22 protein-coding genes are annotated in these 23,211 nt (G+C 70.7%); 12 read left to right on the forward strand and 10 right to left on the reverse strand.

Annotation, left to right across the window (positions count from 1 at the left end; all coding sequences use genetic code 11):
• Window positions 1-107 precede the first annotated feature (107 nt).
• From CR165_RS08670 to CR165_RS08705, 8 genes are all read left to right on the forward strand, one after another.
• On the forward strand, window positions 108-1,319 hold the full coding sequence (locus CR165_RS08670; RefSeq protein WP_109516572.1) for an MFS transporter: 1,212 nt from the start codon (window positions 108-110) through the stop codon (window positions 1,317-1,319).
• An 86-nt stretch (window positions 1,320-1,405) separates the two neighbouring features.
• A complete protein-coding gene (locus CR165_RS08675) occupies window positions 1,406-2,467 on the forward strand; it encodes an alpha/beta hydrolase (protein ID WP_109516573.1) in 1,062 nt (353 codons plus the stop codon).
• Window positions 2,468-2,686: 219 nt separating this feature from the next.
• Window positions 2,687-2,893 (forward strand): cold-shock protein, encoded by a 207-nt coding sequence (locus tag CR165_RS08680; RefSeq protein WP_109516574.1) that lies wholly within the window; start codon window positions 2,687-2,689, stop codon window positions 2,891-2,893.
• Window positions 2,894-3,041: 148 nt separating this feature from the next.
• Window positions 3,042-3,242: a hypothetical protein gene (locus tag CR165_RS08685; protein ID WP_109516575.1), complete on the forward strand. Its 201-nt coding sequence runs from the start codon at window positions 3,042-3,044 to the stop codon at window positions 3,240-3,242.
• Between the two features lie 112 nt (window positions 3,243-3,354).
• Window positions 3,355-5,136, forward strand: coding sequence for an IlvD/Edd family dehydratase (locus tag CR165_RS08690; protein ID WP_109516576.1), 1,782 nt, complete (start codon window positions 3,355-3,357; stop codon window positions 5,134-5,136).
• A gap of 17 nt (window positions 5,137-5,153) precedes the next feature.
• The gene (locus tag CR165_RS08695) at window positions 5,154-5,903 is read left to right on the forward strand and encodes an SDR family oxidoreductase (protein ID WP_109516577.1); all 750 of its coding nucleotides are present in this window, start codon (window positions 5,154-5,156) and stop codon (window positions 5,901-5,903) included.
• Window positions 5,904-5,923: 20 nt separating this feature from the next.
• Window positions 5,924-6,766, forward strand: coding sequence for a fumarylacetoacetate hydrolase family protein (locus CR165_RS08700; RefSeq protein ID WP_109516578.1), 843 nt, complete (start codon window positions 5,924-5,926; stop codon window positions 6,764-6,766).
• Between the two features lie 119 nt (window positions 6,767-6,885).
• Complete coding sequence (locus CR165_RS08705) at window positions 6,886-8,175, forward strand: radical SAM/SPASM domain-containing protein (protein ID WP_109516579.1); 1,290 nt, start codon at window positions 6,886-6,888, stop codon at window positions 8,173-8,175.
• 19 nt (window positions 8,176-8,194) lie between these two features.
• Here CR165_RS08705 and pncA read toward each other — a convergent pair whose 3' ends face one another.
• The 10 genes from pncA to CR165_RS08755 all read right to left on the reverse strand — a co-directional run bounded on the left by pncA (window position 8,195) and on the right by CR165_RS08755 (window position 18,336).
• Window positions 8,195-8,812 (reverse strand): bifunctional nicotinamidase/pyrazinamidase, encoded by a 618-nt coding sequence (pncA, locus tag CR165_RS08710; protein WP_109516580.1) that lies wholly within the window; start codon window positions 8,810-8,812, stop codon window positions 8,195-8,197.
• Window positions 8,809-9,438, reverse strand: a complete 630-nt coding sequence (gene ureG / locus CR165_RS08715) for an urease accessory protein UreG (RefSeq protein WP_109516581.1) — start codon at window positions 9,436-9,438, stop codon at window positions 8,809-8,811. The genes pncA and ureG overlap by 4 nt, the downstream gene beginning before the upstream one ends.
• Window positions 9,435-10,193: an urease accessory protein UreF gene (locus CR165_RS08720; RefSeq protein ID WP_456316313.1), complete on the reverse strand. Its 759-nt coding sequence runs from the start codon at window positions 10,191-10,193 to the stop codon at window positions 9,435-9,437. The genes ureG and CR165_RS08720 overlap by 4 nt, the downstream gene beginning before the upstream one ends.
• Window positions 10,111-10,632 carry an urease accessory protein UreE gene (locus CR165_RS08725; protein WP_109516583.1) on the reverse strand — a complete coding sequence of 174 codons (522 nt, stop codon included), beginning with the start codon at window positions 10,630-10,632 and terminating at the stop codon, window positions 10,111-10,113. The genes CR165_RS08720 and CR165_RS08725 overlap by 83 nt, the downstream gene beginning before the upstream one ends.
• Window positions 10,633-10,709: 77 nt before the next feature.
• Window positions 10,710-12,422 (reverse strand): urease subunit alpha, encoded by a 1,713-nt coding sequence (ureC, locus tag CR165_RS08730; RefSeq protein WP_109516584.1) that lies wholly within the window; start codon window positions 12,420-12,422, stop codon window positions 10,710-10,712.
• 2 nt (window positions 12,423-12,424) lie between these two features.
• A complete protein-coding gene (locus CR165_RS08735; protein WP_109516585.1) occupies window positions 12,425-12,730 on the reverse strand; it encodes an urease subunit beta in 306 nt (101 codons plus the stop codon).
• An 11-nt stretch (window positions 12,731-12,741) separates the two neighbouring features.
• Complete coding sequence (locus CR165_RS08740) at window positions 12,742-13,044, reverse strand: urease subunit gamma (RefSeq protein ID WP_109516586.1); 303 nt, start codon at window positions 13,042-13,044, stop codon at window positions 12,742-12,744.
• Window positions 13,045-13,089: 45 nt separating this feature from the next.
• Window positions 13,090-13,917: an urease accessory protein UreD gene (locus CR165_RS08745; RefSeq protein ID WP_181378066.1), complete on the reverse strand. Its 828-nt coding sequence runs from the start codon at window positions 13,915-13,917 to the stop codon at window positions 13,090-13,092.
• A 58-nt stretch (window positions 13,918-13,975) separates the two neighbouring features.
• Window positions 13,976-14,884, reverse strand: a complete 909-nt coding sequence (locus CR165_RS08750; RefSeq protein ID WP_109516588.1) for a response regulator transcription factor — start codon at window positions 14,882-14,884, stop codon at window positions 13,976-13,978.
• Entirely contained in the window at window positions 14,881-18,336 is a 3,456-nt protein-coding gene (locus CR165_RS08755) for a hybrid sensor histidine kinase/response regulator (RefSeq protein ID WP_109516589.1), read from the reverse strand. Before CR165_RS08755 ends, CR165_RS08750 begins: the two co-directional genes overlap by 4 nt.
• A gap of 186 nt (window positions 18,337-18,522) precedes the next feature.
• Here CR165_RS08755 and urtA point away from each other — a divergent pair, with 186 nt between their 5' ends.
• The 4 genes from urtA to urtD all read left to right on the forward strand — a co-directional run bounded on the left by urtA (window position 18,523) and on the right by urtD (window position 23,210).
• Window positions 18,523-19,770, forward strand: a complete 1,248-nt coding sequence (gene urtA / locus CR165_RS08760) for an urea ABC transporter substrate-binding protein (RefSeq protein ID WP_109516590.1) — start codon at window positions 18,523-18,525, stop codon at window positions 19,768-19,770.
• A gap of 88 nt (window positions 19,771-19,858) precedes the next feature.
• Window positions 19,859-21,379, forward strand: a complete 1,521-nt coding sequence (gene urtB / locus CR165_RS08765) for an urea ABC transporter permease subunit UrtB (RefSeq protein ID WP_109516591.1) — start codon at window positions 19,859-19,861, stop codon at window positions 21,377-21,379.
• Entirely contained in the window at window positions 21,376-22,476 is a 1,101-nt protein-coding gene (urtC, locus tag CR165_RS08770; protein WP_109516592.1) for an urea ABC transporter permease subunit UrtC, read from the forward strand. The genes urtB and urtC overlap by 4 nt, the downstream gene beginning before the upstream one ends.
• The gene (gene urtD, locus CR165_RS08775; RefSeq protein ID WP_109516593.1) at window positions 22,473-23,210 is read left to right on the forward strand and encodes an urea ABC transporter ATP-binding protein UrtD; all 738 of its coding nucleotides are present in this window, start codon (window positions 22,473-22,475) and stop codon (window positions 23,208-23,210) included. The genes urtC and urtD overlap by 4 nt, the downstream gene beginning before the upstream one ends.
• Window position 23,211: the final 1 nt, after the last annotated feature.

The raw sequence follows: 23,211 nt of genomic DNA on the forward strand, positions 1-23,211 counted from the left end.
GCTTTCGCGGGCGGGGACAGCCATGCGCCGCGGTAGCAGGACAGGCGGGCGGAGGCGGGCCAGGATGCGGCTTCTCCCGCCTGCCGCCTCCGGAGCCTGATTCCCGCATGTCCCTCCCCGCCGCCGGCGCGCCCGCCTGGCTGACCTCGCTGCTGGCCCTCGCCTGCGGGCTGATCGTCGCCAACATCTACTACGCCCAGCCGCTGATCGGGCCGATCGCCGCCGAGCTCGGCCTCAGCCCCGGCGCGGCGGGGCTGATCGTGACGATGACGCAGATCGGCTACGGCGCCGGGCTGCTGCTGGTGGTGCCGGTGGCGGACCTGCTGGAGAACCGGCGCCTCGCCCTCGCGGTGATGGGTCTGGGGGCGCTGGGACTGGCGGGGGCGGCGCTGGCCGGGCAGCCTGCGGCGTTCCTGGCCGCCTCCCTGGTCATCGGCCTCGGCTCGGTGTCGGTGCAGATCCTGGTGCCCTATGCCGCGCATCTGGCGCCCGAGCGCAAGCGCGGCCAGGTGGTGGGCAACGTGATGAGCGGGCTGCTGCTCGGCATCATGCTGGCGCGCCCGGTGGCCAGCCTGGTGGCGGACTGGCTGTCCTGGCGCGCCGTCTTCGCCCTCTCGGCGGGGCTGATGCTGGCGCTCGGCCTGGTGCTGCGGCTGGCCATGCCGCCGCGCCACCCCCGGGAGCCGGGCGCGGCGCCGGGGCTGCGCTACGGCACGCTGCTGCGCTCGATGGGCCGGCTGGCGCTCGGCAGCCCGACGCTGCGCCGCCGCGCCCTCTACCAGGCCTCGCTGTTCTCCGCCTTCAGCCTGTTCTGGACGGTGGTGCCGCTGCTGCTGGCGGGGCCGGAATACCGCTTCTCGCAATCGGGCATCGCGCTGTTCGCGCTGGCCGGCGTGGCGGGGGCGGTGGCGGCGCCGATCGCGGGGCGGGTGGCGGACCGAGGCTGGGTGCGCCCGGCCACGGGGCTGGCCATGCTGGCGGTCGCGCTCTCCTTCCCGCTGACGCACCTGGCCGCGCCGGGCGGGAGCACGGGCCTCGGCCTGCTGCTGGCGGCGGCGGTGCTGCTGGATTTCGGCGTCTCGGCCAATGTGGTGCTGGGGCAGCGCGTCATCTTCGCCCTCGGCGCGGAATACCGGGCGCGGCTGAACGGGCTCTACATGGCCACCTTCTTCCTGGGCGGCGCCCTCGGCTCGGCGCTGGGCGGCTGGAGCTACGCCGCGGGCGGCTGGCCGCTCGCCAGCGGCATCGGCCTCGCCCTGCCGTCGCTCGGGCTGCTCTACTACGCCAGCGAGCGGCGCGGCACCCCGGCCGCCGGCTGAGGGGGCATTCCCGAAGCCGCGCGATCTGCTCTAGGCTGCGGCGAATCCAGGACCCGCGAACCGGCGGGCCGCTTCGGGAGAACGCCATGCAACGCCGCGCGCTGCTCGCCGCCCCGCTCCTCGCGCCGCCGCTGCTCGGCCTCGCCGCCGCGCCCGCCGCGGCGCAGCCCGCGGGCGTGGCGATGGACGAGATGCTGATTCCCGGCGGCGATCCGGGCATCCAGCTCTATCTCCGCAACAAGCGGCCGGAGGCGGCCACGCCGGCGCGGCCCGACCGCACCATCCTCTGCGTGCACGGCGCCACCTACCCGGCCAGCACCACCTTCGACCTGGCGGTGGGGGGCGTGTCCTGGATGGACTACATGGCCGGGCGCGGCTTCGACGTCTGGTGCCTCGACCTGCGCAACTACGGCCGCTCGACGCGCGAGGCGGCGATGGGCCAGCCGCCCGAGGCCAACCCGCCGCTGACCCGCGGCGCGGTGGCGCAGAAGGACATCGCCGCCGCCGCCGCCCATATCCGCGAGCTGCGCGGCCTGCCGAAGATCGTGCATCTGGGCTGGTCCTGGGGCAGCAGCCTGCAGGCGCGCTTCGCCGCCGACAACCCGGCGCTGGTGGAGCGGCTGGTGCTCTACGCGCCGCAATGGCTGCGCGAGGGGCCATCCCCCGCCGCCGCCGGCGCGGCGGGGGAGGGGCCGCTCGGCGCCTACCGCAGCGTGACCCGCGCCCAGGCACGCGCCCGCTGGATGAACGGCGTGCCGGAGGCGCAGCGCGGCCGCCTCTTCCCCGCCGGCTGGTACGAGCACTGGGCCGATTCGACCTTCGCGACCGACCCGGAGGGGATGCGGCAGGTGCCCTCCGTGCTGCGCGCCCCCAATGGCGTGCTGCAGGATTCGCGGGAGTTCTGGCAGGCCGGCAAGCCCTATTACGACCCGGCGGCGATCACCGCGCCGACCCTGGTGGTGCTGGCGGAGTGGGACCAGGACACGCCGCCCTCCATGGCCATGGCGTTGTTTCCGCTGCTGACCGCCAGCCCCGGCAAGCGGCTGGTGCTGCTCGGCGGCGGCACCCATGGCATCATGCTGGAGCGGCAGCGCGGCGCCCTGTTCCAGGCCGTGCAGGTGTTCCTGGAGGAGGCGATCGGCGGCTGACCCCGAGTTGATTTCGATTGCGGGCGCGATGCCGGTTGTGGAAGCCAACCCATGCCCCTACATAGGACGTGTCGACTGTTTGTTTTGGTTCGGCTTGCTGTCCCAGCTCGCCCATCCCGCGCTCGCGCGGGGACGTAGCGTGCCTGGTGCCCGTTCCCATTCGAAGTTGATCCGCCGTGCATGTCGCGCGGCGGCAACGCATTCTGACGGAGCACCGCGATGCCCATCGGTACCGTGAAGTGGTTCAACCCGACCAAGGGTTTTGGTTTCATTCAGCCGGAGGACGGCTCGAAGGACGTGTTCGTGCACATTTCCGATGTGCAGCGTGCCGGCCTGCAGGGCCTGCAGGAAGGCGAGCGCGTGGAGTTCGAGCTGCAGCGCGGCCGCGAGGGCAAGGTCTCTGCCGGCAACCTGAAGCAGGTCTGAGGCAGGCCGGCCCTGCCGCCGCCACGCGGCGGGGCTCCCCACGAATCGCGAGCCGGGTGCGCCGATGGCGACGCCCGGCTCGCCTCGTTTCGGGGGGCTGTGCAAGCCTCCCCTTATCCCTGTCCCAGCGAGTGAGGGCGCCCCTTCCATGGCACGCATCCCCAATTACGGCCAGCAACGGGCCGAGCGGAACCGCGCCAAGCAGGCCAAGGCCGAGGCCAAGGCGCAGCAGCGCGAGGAGGAGAAGGCCCGCCGCAAGGCTGCCATCGCCGCCGGCCTGGACCCCGACCTCGGCGAGCCGGTGACGCTCCCGCCCGAGGACGAGGACGAGGACGGCAAGGCCGGCTGATCCGGGCACGGCCGCGGCGGCTTTTTCCGGCCGCCGGCGGGCCGCCGCATTGACAGTGCCGTGCCCGGCGGCGGACCCTGCGCTCCAGTGGGAGAAGCGGGGACCGCCTCTGATGGATCAGACCAAGAAGAGCTTCAAGCTGCGCAGCCAGCGCTGGTTCGACGACCCGGAAGACCCGGGCATGACGGCGCTCTACATCGAACGCTTCCTGAATTTCGGCCTGACGCGCGGCGAGCTGCAGTCGGGCAAGCCGATCATCGGCATCGCCCAGACCGGCAGCGACATCGCCCCCTGCAACCGGCACCACCTGGCGCTGGCGGAGCGGGTGAAGGCGGGCATCCGCGACGCCGGCGGCATCCCCCTCGAATTCCCGATCCACCCGATCCAGGAGACCGGCAAGCGCCCCACCGCGGCGCTGGACCGCAACCTGGCCTATCTCTCGCTTGTGGAGATCCTGCACGGCTACCCGCTGGACGGGGTGGTGCTGACCACGGGCTGCGACAAGACCACCCCCGCCTGCCTGATGGGCGCCGCCACGGTGAACATCCCCGCCATCGTGCTCTCCGGCGGGCCGATGCTGGACGGGCACTGGAAGGGCCGGCTCTCCGGCTCCGGCACCATCGTCTGGGAGGCGCGCAAGCTGCTCGCCGCCGGCGAGATCAACTATGACGGCTTCATGCAGATGGTGGCGAGCAGCGCCACCTCGGTCGGCCACTGCAACACCATGGGCACGGCGCTCTCCATGAACAGCCTGGCGGAAGCCCTGGGCATGTCGCTGCCCGGCTGCGCCTCGATCCCCGCCGCCTACCGCGAGCGCGGCCAGATGGCGCACGCCACCGGCATGCGCATCGTCGACATGGTGCGCGAGAACCTGCGGCCCAGCGACATCATGACGCGCGAGGCCTTCGAGAACACCATCGTGCTGGCCAGCGCCATCGGCGCCTCCTCCAACTGCCCGCCGCACCTCGTGGCCATCGCCCGCCACATGGGGGTGGAGCTGACGACGGAGGACTGGCAGACCGTCGGCGCCGACGTGCCCCTGCTGGTCGATTGCCAGCCCGCCGGGCGGTTCCTCGGCGAGATGTTCTACCGGGGCGGCGGCGTGCAGTCGGTGATGAAGGAGCTGGCCGATGCCGGCAAGCTCCACCTCGGCGTCAGGACGGTGACCGGCCAGACGCTGGAGGAAGACCTCAGGCGCGCGCCGCTGCCGGACCGCGAGGTGATCCGCCCCTATGCGCAGCCGCTGAAGGAGCAGGCCGGGTTCGTCGTGCTGTCGGGCAATCTGTTCGAGAGCGCGGTGATGAAGGTCAGCGTCATCGACGCCGAGTTCCGCAAGCGCTTCCTCTCCGACCCGGAGGATGTGTTCGAGGGCAAGGTGATCGTCTTCGAGGGGCCGGAGGACTACCACGACCGCATTGAGGACCCCGATCTCGGCGTCGACGAGCACACCGTGCTGGTCATCCGCAATTGCGGCCCGGTGGGCTACCCGGGCAGTGCCGAGGTGGTGAACATGCAGCCCCCCGGCGCCATGATCAAGGCGGGGCTGCACAGCCTGCCCACCATGGGCGACGGGCGGCAGAGCGGCACTTCCGCCAGCCCCTCCATCCTCAACGTCTCGCCCGAGGCGGCGGTGGGCGGCGGCCTTGCGCTGATGAATTCGGGCGACCGCATCCGCATCAACCTGAAAACCCGCAAGGTGGACCTGCTGATCTCCGAGGAGGAGATGGCCGCCCGCCGCGCCGCCTGGACGCCGCCGAAGCTGCAGCACAAGACCCCATGGGAGGAGATCTACCGCTCCATGGTCGGCCAGCTCGGCACCGGCGGCTGCCTGGAGCCGGCGACGCTCTACCTCAACATCCTCGAGACGCGCGGCGAGAGCCGCCACAACCACTGATGGCCAGCCCTTCTTCCATGGCCGGCCGTCTCGCGGGGCTGCACTGCTTCGTCACCGCGGCGGGGCAGGGCATCGGGCGCGCCACGGCGCTGGCCTATGCCGCCGAGGGCGCCACGGTGGTGGCCACCGATCGCGACGCGGCGAAGCTCGCCGACCTCGCGCGCCCGGGGATCACCGTGCAGGCGCTCGACGTGCTGGACGACGCGGCGGTGAAATCCACCATCGCCGCGCACGGGCCGTTCGACGTGGTGTTCAACTGCGCCGGCTTCGTCCACCAGAACGACGTGCTGAGCTGCACCGATGCCGAGTGGGACTTCGCCTTCGCGCTGAACGTGCGGTCTCAATGGAAGGTGATCCAGGCGGCGCTGCCGGGCATGCTGGGCCAGGGGGGCGGCGCCATCGTCAACATGGCCTCGGCCGCCGGCTCGGTGAAGGGCGTCGCCAACCGCTTCGTCTATGGCGCCACCAAGGCCGCCGTGGTCGGCATGACCAAGAGCGTGGCGGCGGACTACGTGGCCAAGGGCATACGCTGCAACTGCGTCTGCCCCGGCACGGTCGACACCCCCTCGCTCGGCGAGCGGATCGCGGCCAACGCGCAGGCGGCGGGCGGGCTGGAGGCGGCGCGCGCCGCCTTCGTCGGCCGCCAGGCGATGGGGCGGCTGTCCACGCCGGAGGAGATCGCCGCCCTGGTGGTCTATCTCTCCGCGCCGGAATCGGCTTTCGTCACCGCGCAGGCCATCGTCATCGATGGCGGCTGGACCAACTGAGCTTAGGGAAACGCTGAACGATGAAGCTGCTGCGCTACGGCCCGCCGGGCCAGGAAAAGCCGGGCCTGCTGGACGCCGATGGCCAGATCCGCGATCTCTCCGGCGTGGTGCCGGACCTGGCGGGCGAGGTTCTCTCCGACGAGGGGCTGGCGCGCCTCGCCGCGCTCGACCCCACCACCCTGCCGATGGTGGGCGGCGATCCGCGCCTTGGCCCGCCGGTGGCGGGAATGAAGAACTTCGTCTGCATCGGCCTCAACTATGCCGACCACGCGGCGGAGACGGGCGCGGCCATCCCGAAGGAGCCGATCGTCTTCCTCAAGTCGCTCGGCGCGCTGCAGGGGCCGAACGATGACGTGGAGATCGCGCCGGACAGCGTGAAGACCGACTGGGAGGTGGAGCTGGCCGTCATCATCGGCACCCGCGCCAAGCGCGTCTCCGAGGCCGACGCGATGGCGCATGTGGCGGGCTATGCCGTGTGCAACGACGTCTCGGAGCGCGAGTGGCAGGCCGAGCGCGGCGGCACCTGGGACAAGGGCAAGGGCCACGACACCTTCGGCCCCCTCGGCCCCTGGCTGGTGACCAGGGACGAGGTGCCGGACCCGCAGAACCTCTCCATGTTCTGCGAGGTGGATGGGCACCGCTACCAGGACGGCTCGACGCGCACGATGATCTTCGGCGTGGAGAAGCTGGTCTCCTATGTCTCCCACTTCATCACCCTGCATCCGGGCGATGTGATCTCGACCGGCACGCCGCCGGGCGTGGGGCTGGGGCAGAAGCCGCCGGTGTACCTGAAGGTGGGGCAGACCATCCGCCTCGGCATCCAGGGGCTGGGCGAGCAGACGCAGAAGACGGTGCAGGGTTGAAGCAGGCGCCGGGAGAAGGCGCCATCGAGCCTCTCCCGGCATCACGATGAGTACCAAGGCTGCGGGAATATTGTCAGTCCGGCGCCGGAATGGCACCATTTCCAAAATGAATTTGGATAATGGTGTTGTTCAGCCTGACGAAATACCGGATTCGCCAAGGCGACGAAGCGCGCGACAGGCGTGACTGGCCAGCGGCGCGGGATGCCTATGCAGCGGCCCTCCGGCGCCAGCCTTTCCTGACAGCAATCCGGGTGCAGTATGGCCACGTCCTGAAGGAATCGGGTGATGTGCAGGCCGCATTGGCGGCGTACCGGCAGGCGGAGGCCTCGCGGCCCGATGATGCCGATATCCACTTGCAGATCGCCCATGCCCTTAAGTTGCTGGGCCAGCCGGCCGAAGCCCTCCAGCACTACAGGAAGGCCTGTGAACTCGATCCCGCCTGCGCCGATGCCAAGCGGGAGGTGGCCCAACTCAGGCAGGTTCTGCGGCCGGCCATCCCGGGCCTGCCAACCCATCTGCGCTACGTGAATATTGGCACCACCAGCATCTGCAATGCCTCCTGCCTGCATTGCCCGACCGGGAAGGCAGAGACCGGCCATGTGCCGCGCCAGCACATGCCGATGCCGCTCTATCACGCCATCATGGATGGCATCGCCCAGCTTGGCATCCCGATCGCCCGCCAGATCAGTTTCGGCCTTTTTGGCGATTCTCTGGTTGATCCTCATATCGTGGCCCGCACCGCCTATGCCCGGAAGCTCTTTCCGGAGGTTGAGATCGTGCTGAATACGAACGGCGCGGCTTTTCATGCGGAGCGCCACGGTCAACTCCGCGCCTCGGATGCCATCCTTTCCCTGCACTGCGAATCTCTGTCGGAGGAGACCTATAATCTGCTGATGAAGCCCCTGCGCTTCAGCCGGGTCTTTCCGAAATATGCTCAGATCCTCGCAGCGTTCCCCGGGCGGGTTCATGTCAGCGTTCCCGTCAGCCGCCTGAATCAGCAGGAACTGCCGGCCATCCGCCGCTGGTTCCTGGAGAACGGCGCAAGAAGCGTCACCTTCGACCCCCTTAGCAGCCGCTGCGCCGAGGATCGCAGCCTCTTCGAGTCTCTCGCGTTGAACCCGAAGAGAATCCGCTGCGGGCCGACGGTCGTGGACGATCTGATCATCGATGCCGATGGCAGGGTGATGATCTGCTGCCAGGATTTTCAGCGTATCGTGCCCATCGGGGAGATGGCAGCCGGCACGCTGCGTGAGGTTCTGGCCGATCCAAGGCGGGAGGATGTCCGTGCCAAACTGGCCGCGCGCCGGCACGACGAGATCGCCACCTGCAGCCGCTGCTATGGCGACCTGCGCGCCAGCAAGAAGCCGGTTGCGGAAGCAGCCGGGATGATGGCCACGCCCGCGCCGTGAAGTGGCGGCCGGTGGCCCTTCAGATCCTGTCACTCGACAGGAAGCGAACGCCCCGGCTCCGCAGACGCTCCGTCCCCGCCGCGGTCGCCTCCGGCGTGATGCCGCGGCAGGCATCCTCCACCAGCACAACCTGGTAGCCGAGTTCCGCCGCAGCCTCCGCGCTGAAATCCGTGCAATAGCCGCGCGCCAGACCGGCGATGAAGACGCGCGTGATGCCGCGCGCGCGCAGGTAGCCGTGCAGCCCGGTGGGGGTGCGCCGGTCGTTCTCGCGGAAGGCCGAGTAGCTGTCGATGCCGCGCCGGAAGCCCTTGCGGATGACCATCTGGAGGCCGCGCGTCTCCAGCGCCGGGTGCAGCGCGGCGCCCGGCGTGCCCTGGACGCAGTGGTCCGGCCAGAGCACCTGCTCGCCATACTCCAGCGTGACGGTCCCGAAGGGCTGCTTGCCGGGGTGCTGGCTGGCGAAGGAGGCGTGGTCCGCCGGGTGCCAGTCCTGCGTCGCGGCGATGTTGGCGAAGCGCGGCATCAGCCCGTTGATGACCGGCAGCACCGCGTCGCCCTCCGGCACGGGGAGCGCGCCGCCGGGCATGAAGTCCGGCTGCACGTCCACCACCAGCAGCAGGTCGGTTCCGGTTATCATGCGGCGCGCTTCGCGATGCCGCCGGATTCCAGGATGAAATCGGCGATCTCGGCGACACCCTGCAATGCCTTGAGGTTGGTGAAGATGAAGGGGCGCTGGCCGCGCATCTTCCTCGAATCCCGGTCCATCACGCCGAGATCGGCGCCGACAAGCGGGGCGAGGTCGATCTTGTTGATCACCAGCAGGTCGGAGCGGGTGATGCCGGGGCCGCCCTTGCGCGGGATCTTGTCGCCGGCCGAGACGTCGATGACGTAGATGGTGAGGTCGGCGAGTTCCGGGCTGAAGGTGGCGGCCAGGTTGTCGCCGCCGCTCTCGATCAGCAGGATCTCGAGGCCCGGGAAGCGCGCCTCCATCTCCGCCACGGCGGCGAGGTTGATCGAGGCGTCCTCGCGGATGGCGGTGTGCGGGCAGCCGCCGGTTTCCACGCCGATGATGCGCTCCGGCGCCAGCGCGTCGTTGCGCGTCAGGAACTCGGCATCCTCGCGCGTGTAGATGTCGTTGGTGATGACGGCGATGTTGTGCGTGTCGCGCAGGTGCTTGCACAGGCGCTCGGTCAGCGCCGTCTTGCCGGAGCCGACGGGGCCGCCGATGCCGACGCGGAAGGGGCCGTTGGCGGAAATGCTCATGAGCGGAAGAGCCTCGTGTATTGCGTCTCGTGGCGCATGGAGAAGAGGTCGAGCACGGGGGCGGCGCTGCCCAGCCGCTCCGGATCGGCGGCGAGGGCGGCTTCCGTCGCGGCTTCCAGGACGGGCAGCAGGGCGGCTGTCGTGATCTGCCCGTCCGTCTGGCCGAGCGGTACCAGCCGCACGCCGGCCGAGACAAGATTGGCCGCGAAGGCGGAGAGGAAGCCGAACAGCGCCATGCGCAGCGGCAACCCGTGCCACGCCGCGGCGGCACCGAAGGCCACCGGGTGCGCCACGCTGCCGCCCTGGCGGGCGGTGAAGGCGGCGAGCCGCGCATCCGGCCAGGCGGCGTTGGTCACCTTCAGGAAGGCGGTGCCCTGCGCAATGGTCTCCAGCGCCGTCTCGGCGGTGCCGCGCCAGGCTGCGGCGAGCGATGCCACATCGTCCAGCGCCGCGTCGTCCTCCGCGCTGGCGGCGCGGTGGGCGGCGGCGAGCAGCGCGCCGTCGATGCGCCCGGCACCCGCTTCCAGCACCGCGCCGATGTAGTCGGCGAGGCCCTGGCGGTCGCGCACCGCGCCGTCCTCCACCGCCATCTCCAGCCCGTGGCTGTAGGTGTAGGCGCCGACCGGGTAGGCGGGCGAGAGCCAGGTGAGCAGGCGCTGTAGCGCCTCCCCCTCAGTGATGGTGGTGGTGGCCGTCGCCATGGTCGTGGCCGTGCTCGTGGTGGTGATGGCCGGCGTGGCGGTTGTGCTCGCCATAGGCGCCGCCTTCGGGGTTGAAGGGTGCCTCCACCCTGGCCAGGGTAGCGCCGAGGCCCAGCAGCATCCGCTCGATGACATGGTCCGCGCGGATCAGGATGCGCTCGGCGCCGATCTCGGCGGGGAGGTGGCGGTTGCCGAGATGCCAGGCCAGGCGCATCAGGTGCAGCCCGTCCCGCGCGCGGATCTCTATCAGTGGCTCCGGCGCGGCGCGCACGAGGATGACGCCGCCGCCTTCCAGCAGCAGCCCGTCGCCATCGCGCAGCACGGTGGCCTCGGGCAGGTCGAGCAGGAAGCTGGTGCCGCGCTCACCGGTGTAGCGCTTGCGGCGGCGGTGGCGGTCGTCGAAATCCACTGTCACGGCGTCGCGCGCCGTGCGTGCCTGCCATTGCCCGGCGGGAAGGATCTGCGTGGCGCGGGGAAGGGTGGCTTCATTCATCGCGTTCGTCGTCTCCGCCAGGACCGGCAGCTTGCAGAAAAAAGAAGGGGGCCTGGGGGAATTCATTCCCCCAGCCTTCAGAACAAAAAGTACCGCTGCGCCATCGGCAGCACCTTGGCCGGCTCGCAGATCAGCAGCTCGCCATCGGCCCGCACCTCGTAGGTCTCGGGGTCGATCTCGATGCGCGGCAGGGCGTCGTTCAGCACCATGTCCCGCTTGCCGATGCGGCGGGTGTTCGCCACCGGCAGCAGCGCCCGCGCGAGGCCGAGCCGCCCGGCGAGGCCGCCACGCTCCAGCGAGGCGCCAGAGACGAAGGTGACGGCGCTGGCGTTCATCGCCTTGCCATAGCCCGCGAACATCGGGCGGTAATGCACCGGCTGCGGCGTCGGGATGGAGGCGTTGGGGTCGCCCATCGGCGCCATGGCGATGGAGCCGCATTTCAGGATCATCTCCGGCTTCACGCCGAAGAAGGCCGGGCTCCACATCACCAGATCGGCCAGCTTGCCGACCTCGAGGCTGCCGACATGGGCCGAGATGCCCTGCGCGATGGCCGGGTTGATGGTGTATTTGGCGATGTAGCGGCGGATGCGGAGATTGTCGTTCTCGCCCTGCTCGCCGGGCAGGCGGCCGCGCTGCAGCTTCATCTTGTGCGCCGTCTGCCAGGTGCGGATGATCACCTCGCCGACGCGGCCCATCGCCTGGCTGTCGGAGGACATCATCGAGATGGCGCCGAGGTCGTGCAGGATGTCCTCGGCGGCGATGGTCTCGCGGCGGATGCGGGATTCGGCGAAGGCCACGTCCTCGGCGATGCGCGGGTCGAGGTGGTGGCAGACCATCAGCATGTCGAGATGCTCGTCCACGGTGTTCACCGTGTAGGGCATGGTCGGGTTGGTGGAACTCGGCAGGAAGTTCGGCTCGCCGATGACGCGGAGGATGTCCGGCGCGTGGCCGCCGCCGGCACCCTCCGTGTGGAAGGCCTGGATGGCGCGGCCGCCGATGGCGCGGATCGTCTCCTCGACGAAGCCGCTCTCGTTCAGCGTGTCCGAGTGGATGGCGACCTGGATGTCGAACGCGTCTGCCACCCGGAGGCAGGTGTCGATGGCCTTGGGCGTGGTGCCCCAGTCCTCGTGCAGCTTGAGGCCGCAGGCGCCGCCGCGGATCTGTTCCTCGAGTGCCTCCGGCCGGGCGGCGTTGCCCTTGCCGAGGAAGCCGAGATTCATCGGGAAGCTCTCGGCCGCCTGGAGCATCCGGGCCATGTGCCAGGGGCCTGGCGTGGCGGTGGTGGCCAGCGTGCCATGCGCCGGGCCGGTGCCGCCGCCGAACATGGTGGTGACGCCCGAGGCCAGCGCCTCCTCGATCTGCTGCGGGCAGATGAAGTGGATATGCGGGTCGATGCCGCCCGCCGTCAGGATGCGCCCCTCGCAGGCGATGATCTCGGTGCCCGGCCCGATGACGATGTCCACCCCCGGCTGGGTGTCCGGGTTGCCGGCCTTGCCGATGGCGGCGATGCGCCCGTCCTTGAGGCCCACATCGGCCTTGTAGATGCCGCTGTGGTCGATGATCAGCGCGTTGGTGATGACGGTGTCCATCGCGCCGCCCGCGCGCGTCACCTGGGACTGCCCCATGCCGTCGCGGATCACCTTGCCGCCGCCGAACTTCACCTCCTCGCCATAGGTGGTGAGGTCGCGCTCCACCTCGGCGAAGAGCTCGGTGTCGGCCAGGCGCACGCGGTCGCCCGTGGTGGGGCCGTACATGCCGGCGTAAGCTGCGCGGGAGATGCGGTTGGCCATGCTCAGAGCGCCCCCTCGACAAGGCCGCGGAAGCCGTGCGCCACGCGCCCGCCGGCATAGGGGATCAGCCGCACCACGCGGCTCTGCCCCGGCTCGAAGCGGATGGCGGTGCCGGCGGGGATGTCGAGCCGCAGGCCACGCGCGGCAGCGCGGTCGAAGTCGAGCGCCGGGTTGGTCTCGAAGAAATGGTAGTGGCTGCCGACCTGCACGGGGCGGTCGCCGGTGTTGGCGACCGTCATCTCCACCGCCTCGCGGCCGGCGTTCAGCACGATCTCGCCGGGGGCGGGGATGATCTCTCCGGGAATCATGGCGCCGCTCCTCAGCGGATGGGGTTGTGGACGGTGACGAGCTTGGTGCCGTCGGGGAAGGTGGCCTCCACCTGGATGTCGTGAATCATCTCGGGGATGCCCTCCATCACCTGCGCGCGGGTCAGGACGGTGGCGCCGTCGCGCATCAGCTCGGCGACCGTGCGGCCATCCCGCGCGCCCTCCACCACATGGTCGGTGATGAGCGCGATGGCCTCCGGGTGGTTCAGCTTGACGCCGCGCGCCAGGCGCTTGCGGGCCACCTCCGCCGCCATGGCGATCAGCAGCTTGTCCTTTTCGCGGGGGGTCAGGTGCATGGGGCCATCCCTGGAATGCTGGGGCGCATTGTCGCGCGGGGTTGCTCAGCTCGTCCACAGCCGGGGCAGGGACGGGGCAAGGCCGAGCACGCCTGCCCGCAAAAGCGGCAGCGCGGCGGAAAGCGCGCCGCGCACCGCCATGGCCTCGCCCAGCCAGCGGGCCAGCAGCAGGCCGGGGCGGGGCAGCGTCGCGGCATGGCCCGCCGCGCGCAGCAGGGCGCGCCCGGCCTCCGCCTCGGCCGGGGAGGCGGCGAGCAGCAGCAGCGCGCCGGCACCCGCGCCGCCGAAGCCGAAGCGGTGGCCGAGCCGCGCGCCGGGGGCGGGGCCGAGGTCGGTGGCGTCCGCCCAGTCCAGCCGGCCGCCGCGCCAGAGGCGCCAGGAATCGAACAGCGCGCCGCTCTCCAGCCGCTCGCCCCGCGCGGCGCGGCCGAAGACCAGCATCTCGGCCGCCAGCAGCCGCGCGCCGGGGGCGAGGCGCGCCTCCATGCGGCGGGCGAGACGGGCGCCGTCGAACAGGATGGTCTCCTGCGGCAGCCATTCCAGCGTGGCGCCCTCGGTCACCGTGAGGGTGGTGGCGATGCGGCTGTCATCGCCCAGGCTGCGGTAGATCTTCTCGGCCGCGGGCGTGGTGATCCCGGCGGTGCCCTCCGCGGCCAGTTCCACCGCCACCTCCAGCGAATCGCCCCCCGCCAGCCCGCCGCCGACATTGACCAGCGCCGCCATGGGCGGCTCGCCCGGCTCCGGCGTGGGGAAGAGCACGCGCAGCGGCGCGGCGTGGTAGAGATGGCGCAGCACCGTGCCGCGCGGCGTGTGCGCGAAGCCGAGCTCGGCCCGGCCATGGGCGCGCTGGTGGCGGGGGAGGGGCGCGGTCATGCGCGCCCGTTCTGGCAAGGCATCCATCGGCCGGGACGCCAGCAAGAGCCGTGCCGCGTCATCCGCCCAGCACCCGCACCGCCAGCGCCGCGGCCGAGGCACGGTTCTCGACGCCGAGCTTGGTGAACACCGTCTCCAGATGCTTGTTCACCGTGCGCGGGCTCATCACCAGGATCTCGGCGATGTCGCGGTTGCTCTTGCCGCGGCCGAGCCAGAGCAGCACCTCCGCCTCCCGCGCGGTGAGGCCGAGCCGCTCGCGCAGCAGCGTCTCCTCCGCGCGCGGGTCGGAGGCGGTGATGCGCAGCAGCAGCTCGTCGGGCGCGATCTGGCCGACATGGTGGAACTCGGCGCGCCGCCCGTCGGGCAGCGGCACGGGGGGCAGGCGGGGCGCCTCGCCGGGCGCGAGCGGCGCCCAGCCGGGCAGGCGCAGCCCGGCCGGCGCGTCCGCCTCCCCCGTGGCCCCGGCGGCGCGCAGCAGCCCCGCCGCCTGCGGCGTGGCCCAGAGCAGGATGCCCTCGCGGTCCACCGCCAGCAGGAAGCGCCCTGCGACATCGAGCGCCGCATGGGCGCTGCGGGTGAGGCGCGCATTGGCGAGGTGGGCGCTGATGCGCGCCACCACCTCGTCCGGCACCACGGGCTTGATGACGTAGTCCACGCCCCCCGCGTCGAAGCCGCGCACCACATCCTCGCTCTCGGTCAGGCCGGTCATGAAGATGACGGGCACGGAGAGCAGCGTGGCGTTGCGCTTCATGCGGCGGCAGGCCTCGAAGCCGTCCATGCCGGGCATCACCGCGTCCATCAGCACGATGTCGGGGGTGATGCGCTCGATGACGGCCATGGCGGCGGCGGCGGATTGCGCCACCAGCACCATGTAGCCCGCGCCCTCCAGCGTGTCGTTCAGCAGGCCCAGCGTGCCGGGGGCGTCGTCCACCACCAGCACGATGTCGCGCCGTTCCACCAGGCTCATTCCGCATCCTCCGGCCGCGGCTTCGGAGGGTCCGCCTCCGGCGATGGCCCCTGACGGGTCGCCTCCGGCGATAGCTCCCGATGGGCCGCCTCTGGCGATGGCTCCGGAAAGGCCGCCTCCGGCGGCAGGGCAGCGAGGAAGGCGTCCAGCCGGTATTCGGAGACATGGCCGCGCAGCACGGCGATGGCGGGGGCGGCCTCGGGGCATTCCGCCTCCAGCGCGTCCAGCCGCTCGCGGATGCCGCCCACATAGCCGATGGCGGCGAGCTGGCGGAGATTGGCGGCCTGGGCCGGCGTCAGCCGCGCCGCGGCGCCGGCGGGCGGGGCGGGCGGCGGCTCGGCCTCGGCGAAGGTCCAGGTGATGCCGAGCAGCACGCCCACCTTCTCCAGCAGCGCCGGGATGGAGAGCGGCTTGGGCAGCACGTCGTCATGGTGGCGGGTGCCGTCGCGCCGGCCGGGCGGCGGGCCGAGCTCCAGCGCATTGGCCGAGACCATGATGATGGGCGCCTCCTGGAGCGCCTCCTCGCGCAGGCGGCGGGCCAGCTCCCAGCCCGTCATGCCGGGCATGGCGATGTCGAGCAGGAACAGGTCGGGCGCGCGGTCCTCGGCCAGGCGCAGGCATTCGGCGCCATCGGCCGCGAGGCGCACGGTGAAGCCGAGCGGGGCCAGCAGGTCGGCGATCAGGGCGCGGTGGGCGGGGTCGTCATCGGCCACCAGCACGTCGAGGCGGCGCGCCCCGGCGCGGCCGGTGACGCGCCGCTCGGGCAGGACGGGCGCGCCCACCTTGCCCGAGAGCAGCAGCCGCACGCGGAAGGTGCTGCCTTCCCCGAGGGTGGAGCGGACGGAGATCTCGCCGCCCATCACCTCGGTCAGCGTCTTGGTGATGGTCAGGCCGAGGCCGACGCCGGGGGTGGAGGGGGCGTGGCTGTTCTCGCCGCGCTGGAAGGGCTCGAAGATGCGGGCGAGGTCCGCCTCGGCGATGCCGATGCCGGTGTCGATCACCGCGAACTCGGCGACCTCCGAGCGGAAGCGCAGCCGCAGCGTGACGCCGCCCGCGCGGGTGAACTTGATGGCGTTGGAGAGCAGGTTGATGAGGATCTGCCGCAGCCGCCGCTCGTCGGTGTGCACCACCTCCGGCATCCGCTCCGGCGCGTCGAAGGCGAAGGCGATGCTCTTGGCCTCGGCCTGAAGGCGCAGCATCTGCACGATCTGGTCGAGGAACTCGGGTAGCCGCACCTCGTCGCGGTACAGCTCGATCCGCCCGGCCTCGATCTTGGAGATGTCGAGCAGCCCCTCGATCAGCGCCGCCAGATGCTCGCCGCTGCGGCGGATGGTGCGCACACCGTCGCGCCGCCGCTCGGGGATGGCGGGGTCGCGCTCCAGCAGCTGGGCGTAGCCGAGGATGGCGTTGAGCGGCGAGCGCAATTCATGGGAGATGCCGATGACGTAGCGGCTCTTGGCTTGGTTGGCGCGCTCGGCCACCTCCTTGGCCTTCTGCAAGGCGGCGTCGGTGCGCTTGTGGGCGCGGATCTCGCTCATCAACAGGCTGGTCTGGCGGCGCGTCTCCTCCTGCGCCACGAGGCGGGACTGGCGCGCCAGCACCAGCGTCCAGGCGACGATGCCGCCGATGACGGCGAGCACGAAGAAGGCCTTCCAGAAGGCGGTGTCGAGATGCGGGCTGCCCGGCGTCTGCGCGCGGATGCCGAGGAAGACGAGGCTGATGGTGGCGACGAAGGCCAGGAACACCACCATGAAGGAGCCGACCGGCGTGGTCAGCGCGCGCATTACGCCCTCCGGCAGGGCGGCGCGCAGCGGCGTCATGATCTGCGCCGAGAGCCGGGCATGCGGCTTGCAGCCATCGCCGCAGCGGGCGTCGAGCGTGCAGCAGAGCGAGCAGATGGGGCCGGTGTAGACGGGGCAATAGGCCATGTCGCGCGGCTCGAAGGCGTGCTCGCAGATGACGCATTGCAGGGCGGGCCGCGCGGCCCAGGCGGCGCGCGGCTTGCGCGCCAGGTAGTAGCGGCCGCCGGTGGCCCAGGCGATGGCCGGCGCCGCGGCGAAGGCTGTGCCGAAGGCGATGAAGGTGGCGAAGGCCTGCGGCCCGGCGCCGAGCACGCCGTAATAGGCCAGGAAGGAGGCCAGCACCGAGAGCGCCATGCTGCCGACGCCCACCGGGTTGACGTCGTAGAGATGCGCCCGCTTGAACTCGATGCCCGACGGGCTGAGGCCCAAAGGCTTGTTGACGGCGAGGTCGGCCACCAGCGCGCCCATCCAGGCCGCCGCCACGTTGGAGTAGACGAACAGCACCTGCTCGATGGTGTTGTAGACGCCAAGCTCCATCAGCAGCAGCGCCACGGCGATGTTGAACACCAGCCACACCACCCGCCCCGGATGGCTGTGCGTCAGCCGCGAGAAGAAATTGGACCAGGCGAGCGAGCCGGCATAGGCATTGGTGACGTTGATCTTGATCTGCGACAGGGCGACGAACGCCGCCGTGACCGCCAGCGCCACGCCGGGCGAGGCGATCAGCGCGCCGAAGGCCAGGCGGTACATCTCGGCCGGCTGCACCGCCTGGGTGGCGGAGAGGCCGGCCTGGAGCGCCGCATAGGCAAGGGCGGAGCCGGCCAGGAGCTTCAGCACGTCGAAGGCGATCCAGCCCGGGCCGCCGGCCAGCAGCGCCGCCCACCATACCCAGGGGCGCTGCGTGTCGCGCGGGGGGAGGAAGCGGATGTAGTCCACCTGCTCCCCCGTCTGGGTGATCAGCGCGAAGAGGACGGAGGCGGCGGCGCCGAAGGCCAGCAGGTCGAACCCCGCGCGGCCCTGCTCGCCCGCATAGTGCGTCCAGCCTTCCAGCCAGTCCGGATGCGCCACCAGCAGGGCGATCAGCGGCAGGACGTTGAGCACCAGCCAGACGGGCTGCGTCCAGGTCTGCACCCGGCTGATGAAGGTGATGCCATGCGTGACCAGCGGCACCACCACCACGGCGGAGGCGAGGTAGCCGAGCCAGAGCGGCACGCCGAAGAAGCTCTCCAGCATGTCCGCCAGGATCACCGCCTCGATGCCGAAGAAGATGAAGGTGAAGCTGGCATAGATCAGCGAAGTGATGGTGGAGCCGATATAGCCGAAGCCGGCGCCACGGGTCAGCAGGTCGATATCCACCCCCGCCCGCGCCGCGTTCAGGCAGATGGGCAGGCTGGCCACGAAGATGAGCGCCGAGACGAAGAGGATGGCGGCGACGCTGTTGGTGAAGCCATAGGCGACGGTCAGCGCCCCGCCGATCGCCTCCAGCGCCAGGAAGGAGATGGAGCCCAGCGCCGTGTTGGCCACCCGGAAGGCCGACCATTTGCGCGCGCTGACCGCGGTGAAGCGCAGCGCGTAGTCCTCCATCGTCTCGTCGGCGACCCAGCGGTTGTAGTCGCGCCGGATGCGCAGGATGCGCTGGCGGGTGGCCATATCGGGGGCTGCGGGGTCCAGGACGAAACGGGGAGAGAGCGGGGCAGGAGGAGAGTGGGGCGGGGGCGGAGGCAGCGTCAAGCGCCGCCCGCCTACGTCATTTGACGTATACGATTCCGCGGGAAGTGACCGGAGATTGGCGCCCACACGCCAGGCGGCTCCCCGCCGCCCGCAGGAGAGCGACCGATGATCCACCGGACCCCCTTCTCTCGCCGCGCCCTGCTGGCCGGCGCCGCCGGCACGCTGGCGCTGCCGGCCCTCCGCCCCGCCCTCGCCCAGGGCAGCGGGCCGATCAAGGTGGGCGTGCTGCACTCCCTCTCCGGCACCATGGCGATCAGCGAGACGGCGCTGCGCGACACGGTGCTGATGATGGTGGAGGACATCAACGCCAAGGGCGGGCTGCTCGGCCGCAAGGTCGAGGCGGTGGTGGTGGACCCCGCCTCCAACTGGCCGCTCTTCGCCGAGAAGGCGCGCGAGCTGCTGCAGGTGCACAAGGTGGATGTCACCTTCGGCTGCTGGACCTCGGTCTCCCGCAAGTCGGTGCTGCCGGTGTTCGAGGAGCTGAACGGCCTGCTCTTCTACCCCGTGCAGTATGAGGGCGAGGAGCAGTCGAAGAACGTCTTCTACACCGGCGCCGCGCCGAACCAGCAGGCCATTCCCGCCGTCGAGTACCTGATGAGCGACGATGGCGGCGCCGCCCGCCGCATCGCGCTGCTCGGCACCGACTATGTCTATCCGCGCACCACCAACCGCATCCTGCGCGCCTACCTGAACAGCAAGGGCATCGCGGATGCGGACATCCTGGAGGAATACACCCCCTTCGGCCATTCCGACTGGCAGGGCATTGTCAGCCGCGTGAAGGCCTTCGCCAACCAGGGCAAGAAGACGGCGATCGTCTCCACCATCAACGGCGACGCCAACGTGCCGTTCTACCGCGAGCTGGGCAACCAGGGCATCAAGGCCGAGGACATCCCCTCCGTCGCCTTCTCGGTGGGTGAGGAGGAGCTGGCCGGCATCGACACCAGGCCGCTGGTCGGCCACCTGGCCGCCTGGAACTACTTCATGAGCGTCGAGAGCCCGGTGAACACGGCGTTCAAGGCGATGTGGGCCAGCTACATCAAGAACCCGAAGCGCGTCACCAACGACCCCATGGAGGCCACCTACACTGGCTTCCGGATGTGGGCGCAGGCGGTGACGCAGGCCAAGACCACCGCGGTCGATGCCGTGCGCGGCGCCATGTACGGCCAGAAGGTGGAGGCTCCCTGCGGCTACACCGAGGAGATGTTCGACAACCACCACCTGTCGAAGCCGGTGATGATCGGCGAGATCATGGAGAACGGCCAGTTCAACGTCGTCTACAAGACGCCGACGGCGATCAAGGCCGAGAACTGGTCGCCCTTCATTCCCGAGAACGCCAACCGCCGCAAGGGCTGAGCCCCCCTCCTGACTGACAGACAAAAGATTGGGGGGTGCGGGGGGAAATTCCTTTCCCCCCGTCTTTTCTTTGCCGCGAGGGAAACCGATGCTGCGATCACTCCTGGTCCTGCTGTTGCTGCTGGCCGCGCCGGCCCGCGCGCAGGACGCCTTCACCGATGCGCTGAGGGGCCTCGGCGGCAATTTCCAGTCCCAGGCCGAGGCGGTGGAGAAGCTGGGCGCGCTGGGCGACCCGCGCGCCCTGCCGCTGCTCCAGGCGCTGGCCGAGGGCCGCCTGGTGAAGACCGCCGATGGCACCGTGCAGCTCCGCGAGGGCGATGCCGGCGAGCCGGTGCGCATCAACAACCGGGTGCGCGTGGCGCTGCGCGGTGCGCTGGGCCGGCTGCAACTGCTCTCGCCCGTGGAGGCGGAGCGCGCCGCCGCGGCGGACGGCCTGTTCCGCAGCCGCAGCCCCGAGAACATCCCGCTGCTGGAGGATGCGCTGGGGCGTGAATCCTCGCCCGCCGTGCGGGAGCGGATGGCGCTGGCGCTGGCCGCCTCGCGCCTCGCCGCGCCGCAGGAGGGGGTGAAGCGGCAGGGCATCCTGGTCCTGGCCGAGGGTGGCTCGGCCGTGGCGCGCGGCCTGCTGCTGGAGGCGCGTGCCGCCCATCCGGCCCTGGCGCCCGAGATCGACGCCGCCATCGCCGCCATCGACCGCCGGCTGATGCTGAAGACCGCCGCCGAGACCGCCTTCCAGGGCCTCTCGCTCGGCTCCGTGCTGCTGCTGGCGGCGCTGGGCCTCGCCGTCACCTTCGGGGTGATGGGCGTCATCAACATGGCGCATGGCGAGATGGTGATGCTCGGCGCCTACACCACGGTGATGGTGCAGGAGGCGCTGCGCGGCATCCCGGCCCTGGCACCCCTCTCCCTGCCGCTCTCGGTGCCCGCCGCCTTCCTGGTGACGGCGGCGGTGGGCGTGGCGCTGGAGCGCGGGCTGATCCGCCATCTCTACGGCCGCCCGCTGGAGACGCTGCTGATGACCTTCGGCGTCGGCATGATCATCCAGCAGGCGGTGCGGCTGATCTTCGGCGCGCAGAACCGCGAGGTGCTGAGCCCCGCCTGGATGCAGGGCACGCTGAGCCTGCCCGGCGGCATCGAGATCACGCAGAACCGGCTCTGGATCATCCTCTTCGCGCTTGCCGTGCTCGGCATCACCATCGCCGCCATCCGCTTCACCCGCTTCGGGCTGGAGATGCGGGCGGTGGTGCAGAACCGGCGCATCGCCGCCACCATGGGCATCCGCACGGGCCGGGTGGACGCGATGACCTTCGCCTTCGGCTCCGGCATCGCCGGCATGGCGGGGGTGGCGGTGAGCCAGATCGACAATGTCTCGCCCAATCTCGGCACCGGCTACATCATCGACAGCTTCATGGTGGTGGTGTTCGGCGGCGTCGGTTCCCTCGCCGGCACCATGATCGGCGCCTTCACCCTGGGCATCGTCAACAAGATGCTGGAGCCCTGGGCAGGCGCGGTGCTGGCCAAGATCGCCGTGCTCGTCGGCATCATGCTGTTCATCCAGCGGCGGCCGAAAGGGCTGTTCGCGCTGAAGGGAAGGGCGGCCGAGCCATGAGCGCCACCATCTCCATGGGCCAGCGCCTGCGCCCCGGTTCCGCGACCATCCTGCGCGGCATCCTGCTCGCCGGGCTGGCCATCCTGGCCATGCTGCCGGTGCTGAACCGGCTGCCGCCGGAGTCCGCCCTGTATGTCTCGGATTTCGTCGTCTCGGTCTCCGGCAAGTGGATCTGCTACGCCATCCTGGCGCTCGCCATCGACCTCGCCTGGGGCTATGCGGGCATCCTCAGCCTCGGGCATGGCGCCTTCTTCGCGCTGGGCGGCTATGCCATCGGCATGCACCTGATGCGGATGATCGGGCCGCGCGGCGTCTATGGCCACCCGGTGCTGCCGGATTTCATGGTGTTCCTCGGCTACACCGAGCTGCCCTGGACCTGGTGGGGGTTCTCGAGTTTTCCCTTCGCCTTCGCCATGGCGCTCGTCGTGCCGGGGCTGCTGGCGGGGGTGGTGGGCTACCTTGCCTTCCGCAGCCGCATCACCGGCGTCTATCTCAGCATCATCACCCAAGCGATGACCTATGCGCTGATGCTGGCCTTCTTCCGCAACGACATGGGCTTCGGCGGCAACAACGGCTTCACCGACTTCAAGGAGCTGCTGGGCATGCCGCTGAACACCAGCGGCGCCCGCGCCCTGCTGTTCTACGCCGCGCTGATCGCGCTCGGCGGGGCGCTGCTGCTCTGCGCGCATCTCACCCGCTCCAAGCTCGGCCGCGTGCTGGTGGCGGTGCGCGACGCCGAGAGCCGGGTGCGCTTCCTGGGCTACGACACGGTGCGGGTGAAGCTCACGGTGTTCGTCCTCTCCGCCATGCTGGCGGGGCTTGCGGGGGCGCTCTACACGCCGCTCGTCGGCATCATCAACCCCGGCGAGTTCAGCCCCGGCAACTCGATCGAGGCGGTGGTGTGGGTGGCGGTCGGCGGGCGCGGCACGCTGGTGGGGGCGCTGGTCGGCGCCTTCTCGGTGAACGCCATCAAGACCTGGCTCACCTCCTTCGCGCCCGACCTCTGGCTGTTCGTCCTCGGCGGGCTGTTCGTGGCGGTGACGCTGTTCCTGCCGCGCGGCATCGTCGGCCTGCTGCACAAGGGAGACGGCAAGTGAAGGGCGCGCGCCTCTATCTCGACGGCGTCTCGGTCGTGTTCGACGGCTTCCGGGCGCTGAACAACCTTTCCCTCATCGTCGAGCCGGGGGAGTTGCGGGCCATCATCGGCCCCAACGGCGCCGGCAAGACGACGATGATGGACATCATCACCGGCAAGACCCGCCCCACCGCCGGCACCGTCACCTTCGGCGAACGCGACCTGACGAAGCTGGACGAGGCGACCATCGCCAATCTCGGCATCGGCCGGAAGTTCCAGAAGCCCACGGTGTTCGACGCGCTAACGGTGTTCGAGAACCTCGAACTCGCGCTGAAGGCGCCGCGCGACCCGTGGTCCTGCCTGCGCTGGGTGCTGGGCCAGGAGGCCCGCAAGAAGATCGAGGCGACACTGGAGGAAATCGGCCTGGCCGAGCGGGCGCAGGACCGCGCCGCCATCCTCTCGCACGGCCAGCGGCAATGGCTGGAGATCGGCATGCTGCTGATGCAGGAGCCGCAGCTGCTGCTGGTGGACGAGCCGGTCGCCGGCATGACCGACCAGGAGACGGAGCACACGGCTGGCCTGTTGCGCCGCATCGCGGGCACGCGCAGCGTGGTGGTGGTGGAGCACGATCTGGAGTTCGTCCGCGCGCTGGGCGAGAAGGTCACCGTGCTGTGCGAGGGCGCGGTGCTGTCCGAAGGCAGCATCGACCATGTGCAGAACGACCCGCGTGTCATCGAAGTCTATCTGGGGCGCTGAA

Source organism: Teichococcus aestuarii, assembly GCF_003116135.1.
In the GTDB taxonomy this organism is placed as follows: Bacteria; Pseudomonadota; Alphaproteobacteria; order Acetobacterales; family Acetobacteraceae; genus Pseudoroseomonas; species Pseudoroseomonas aestuarii.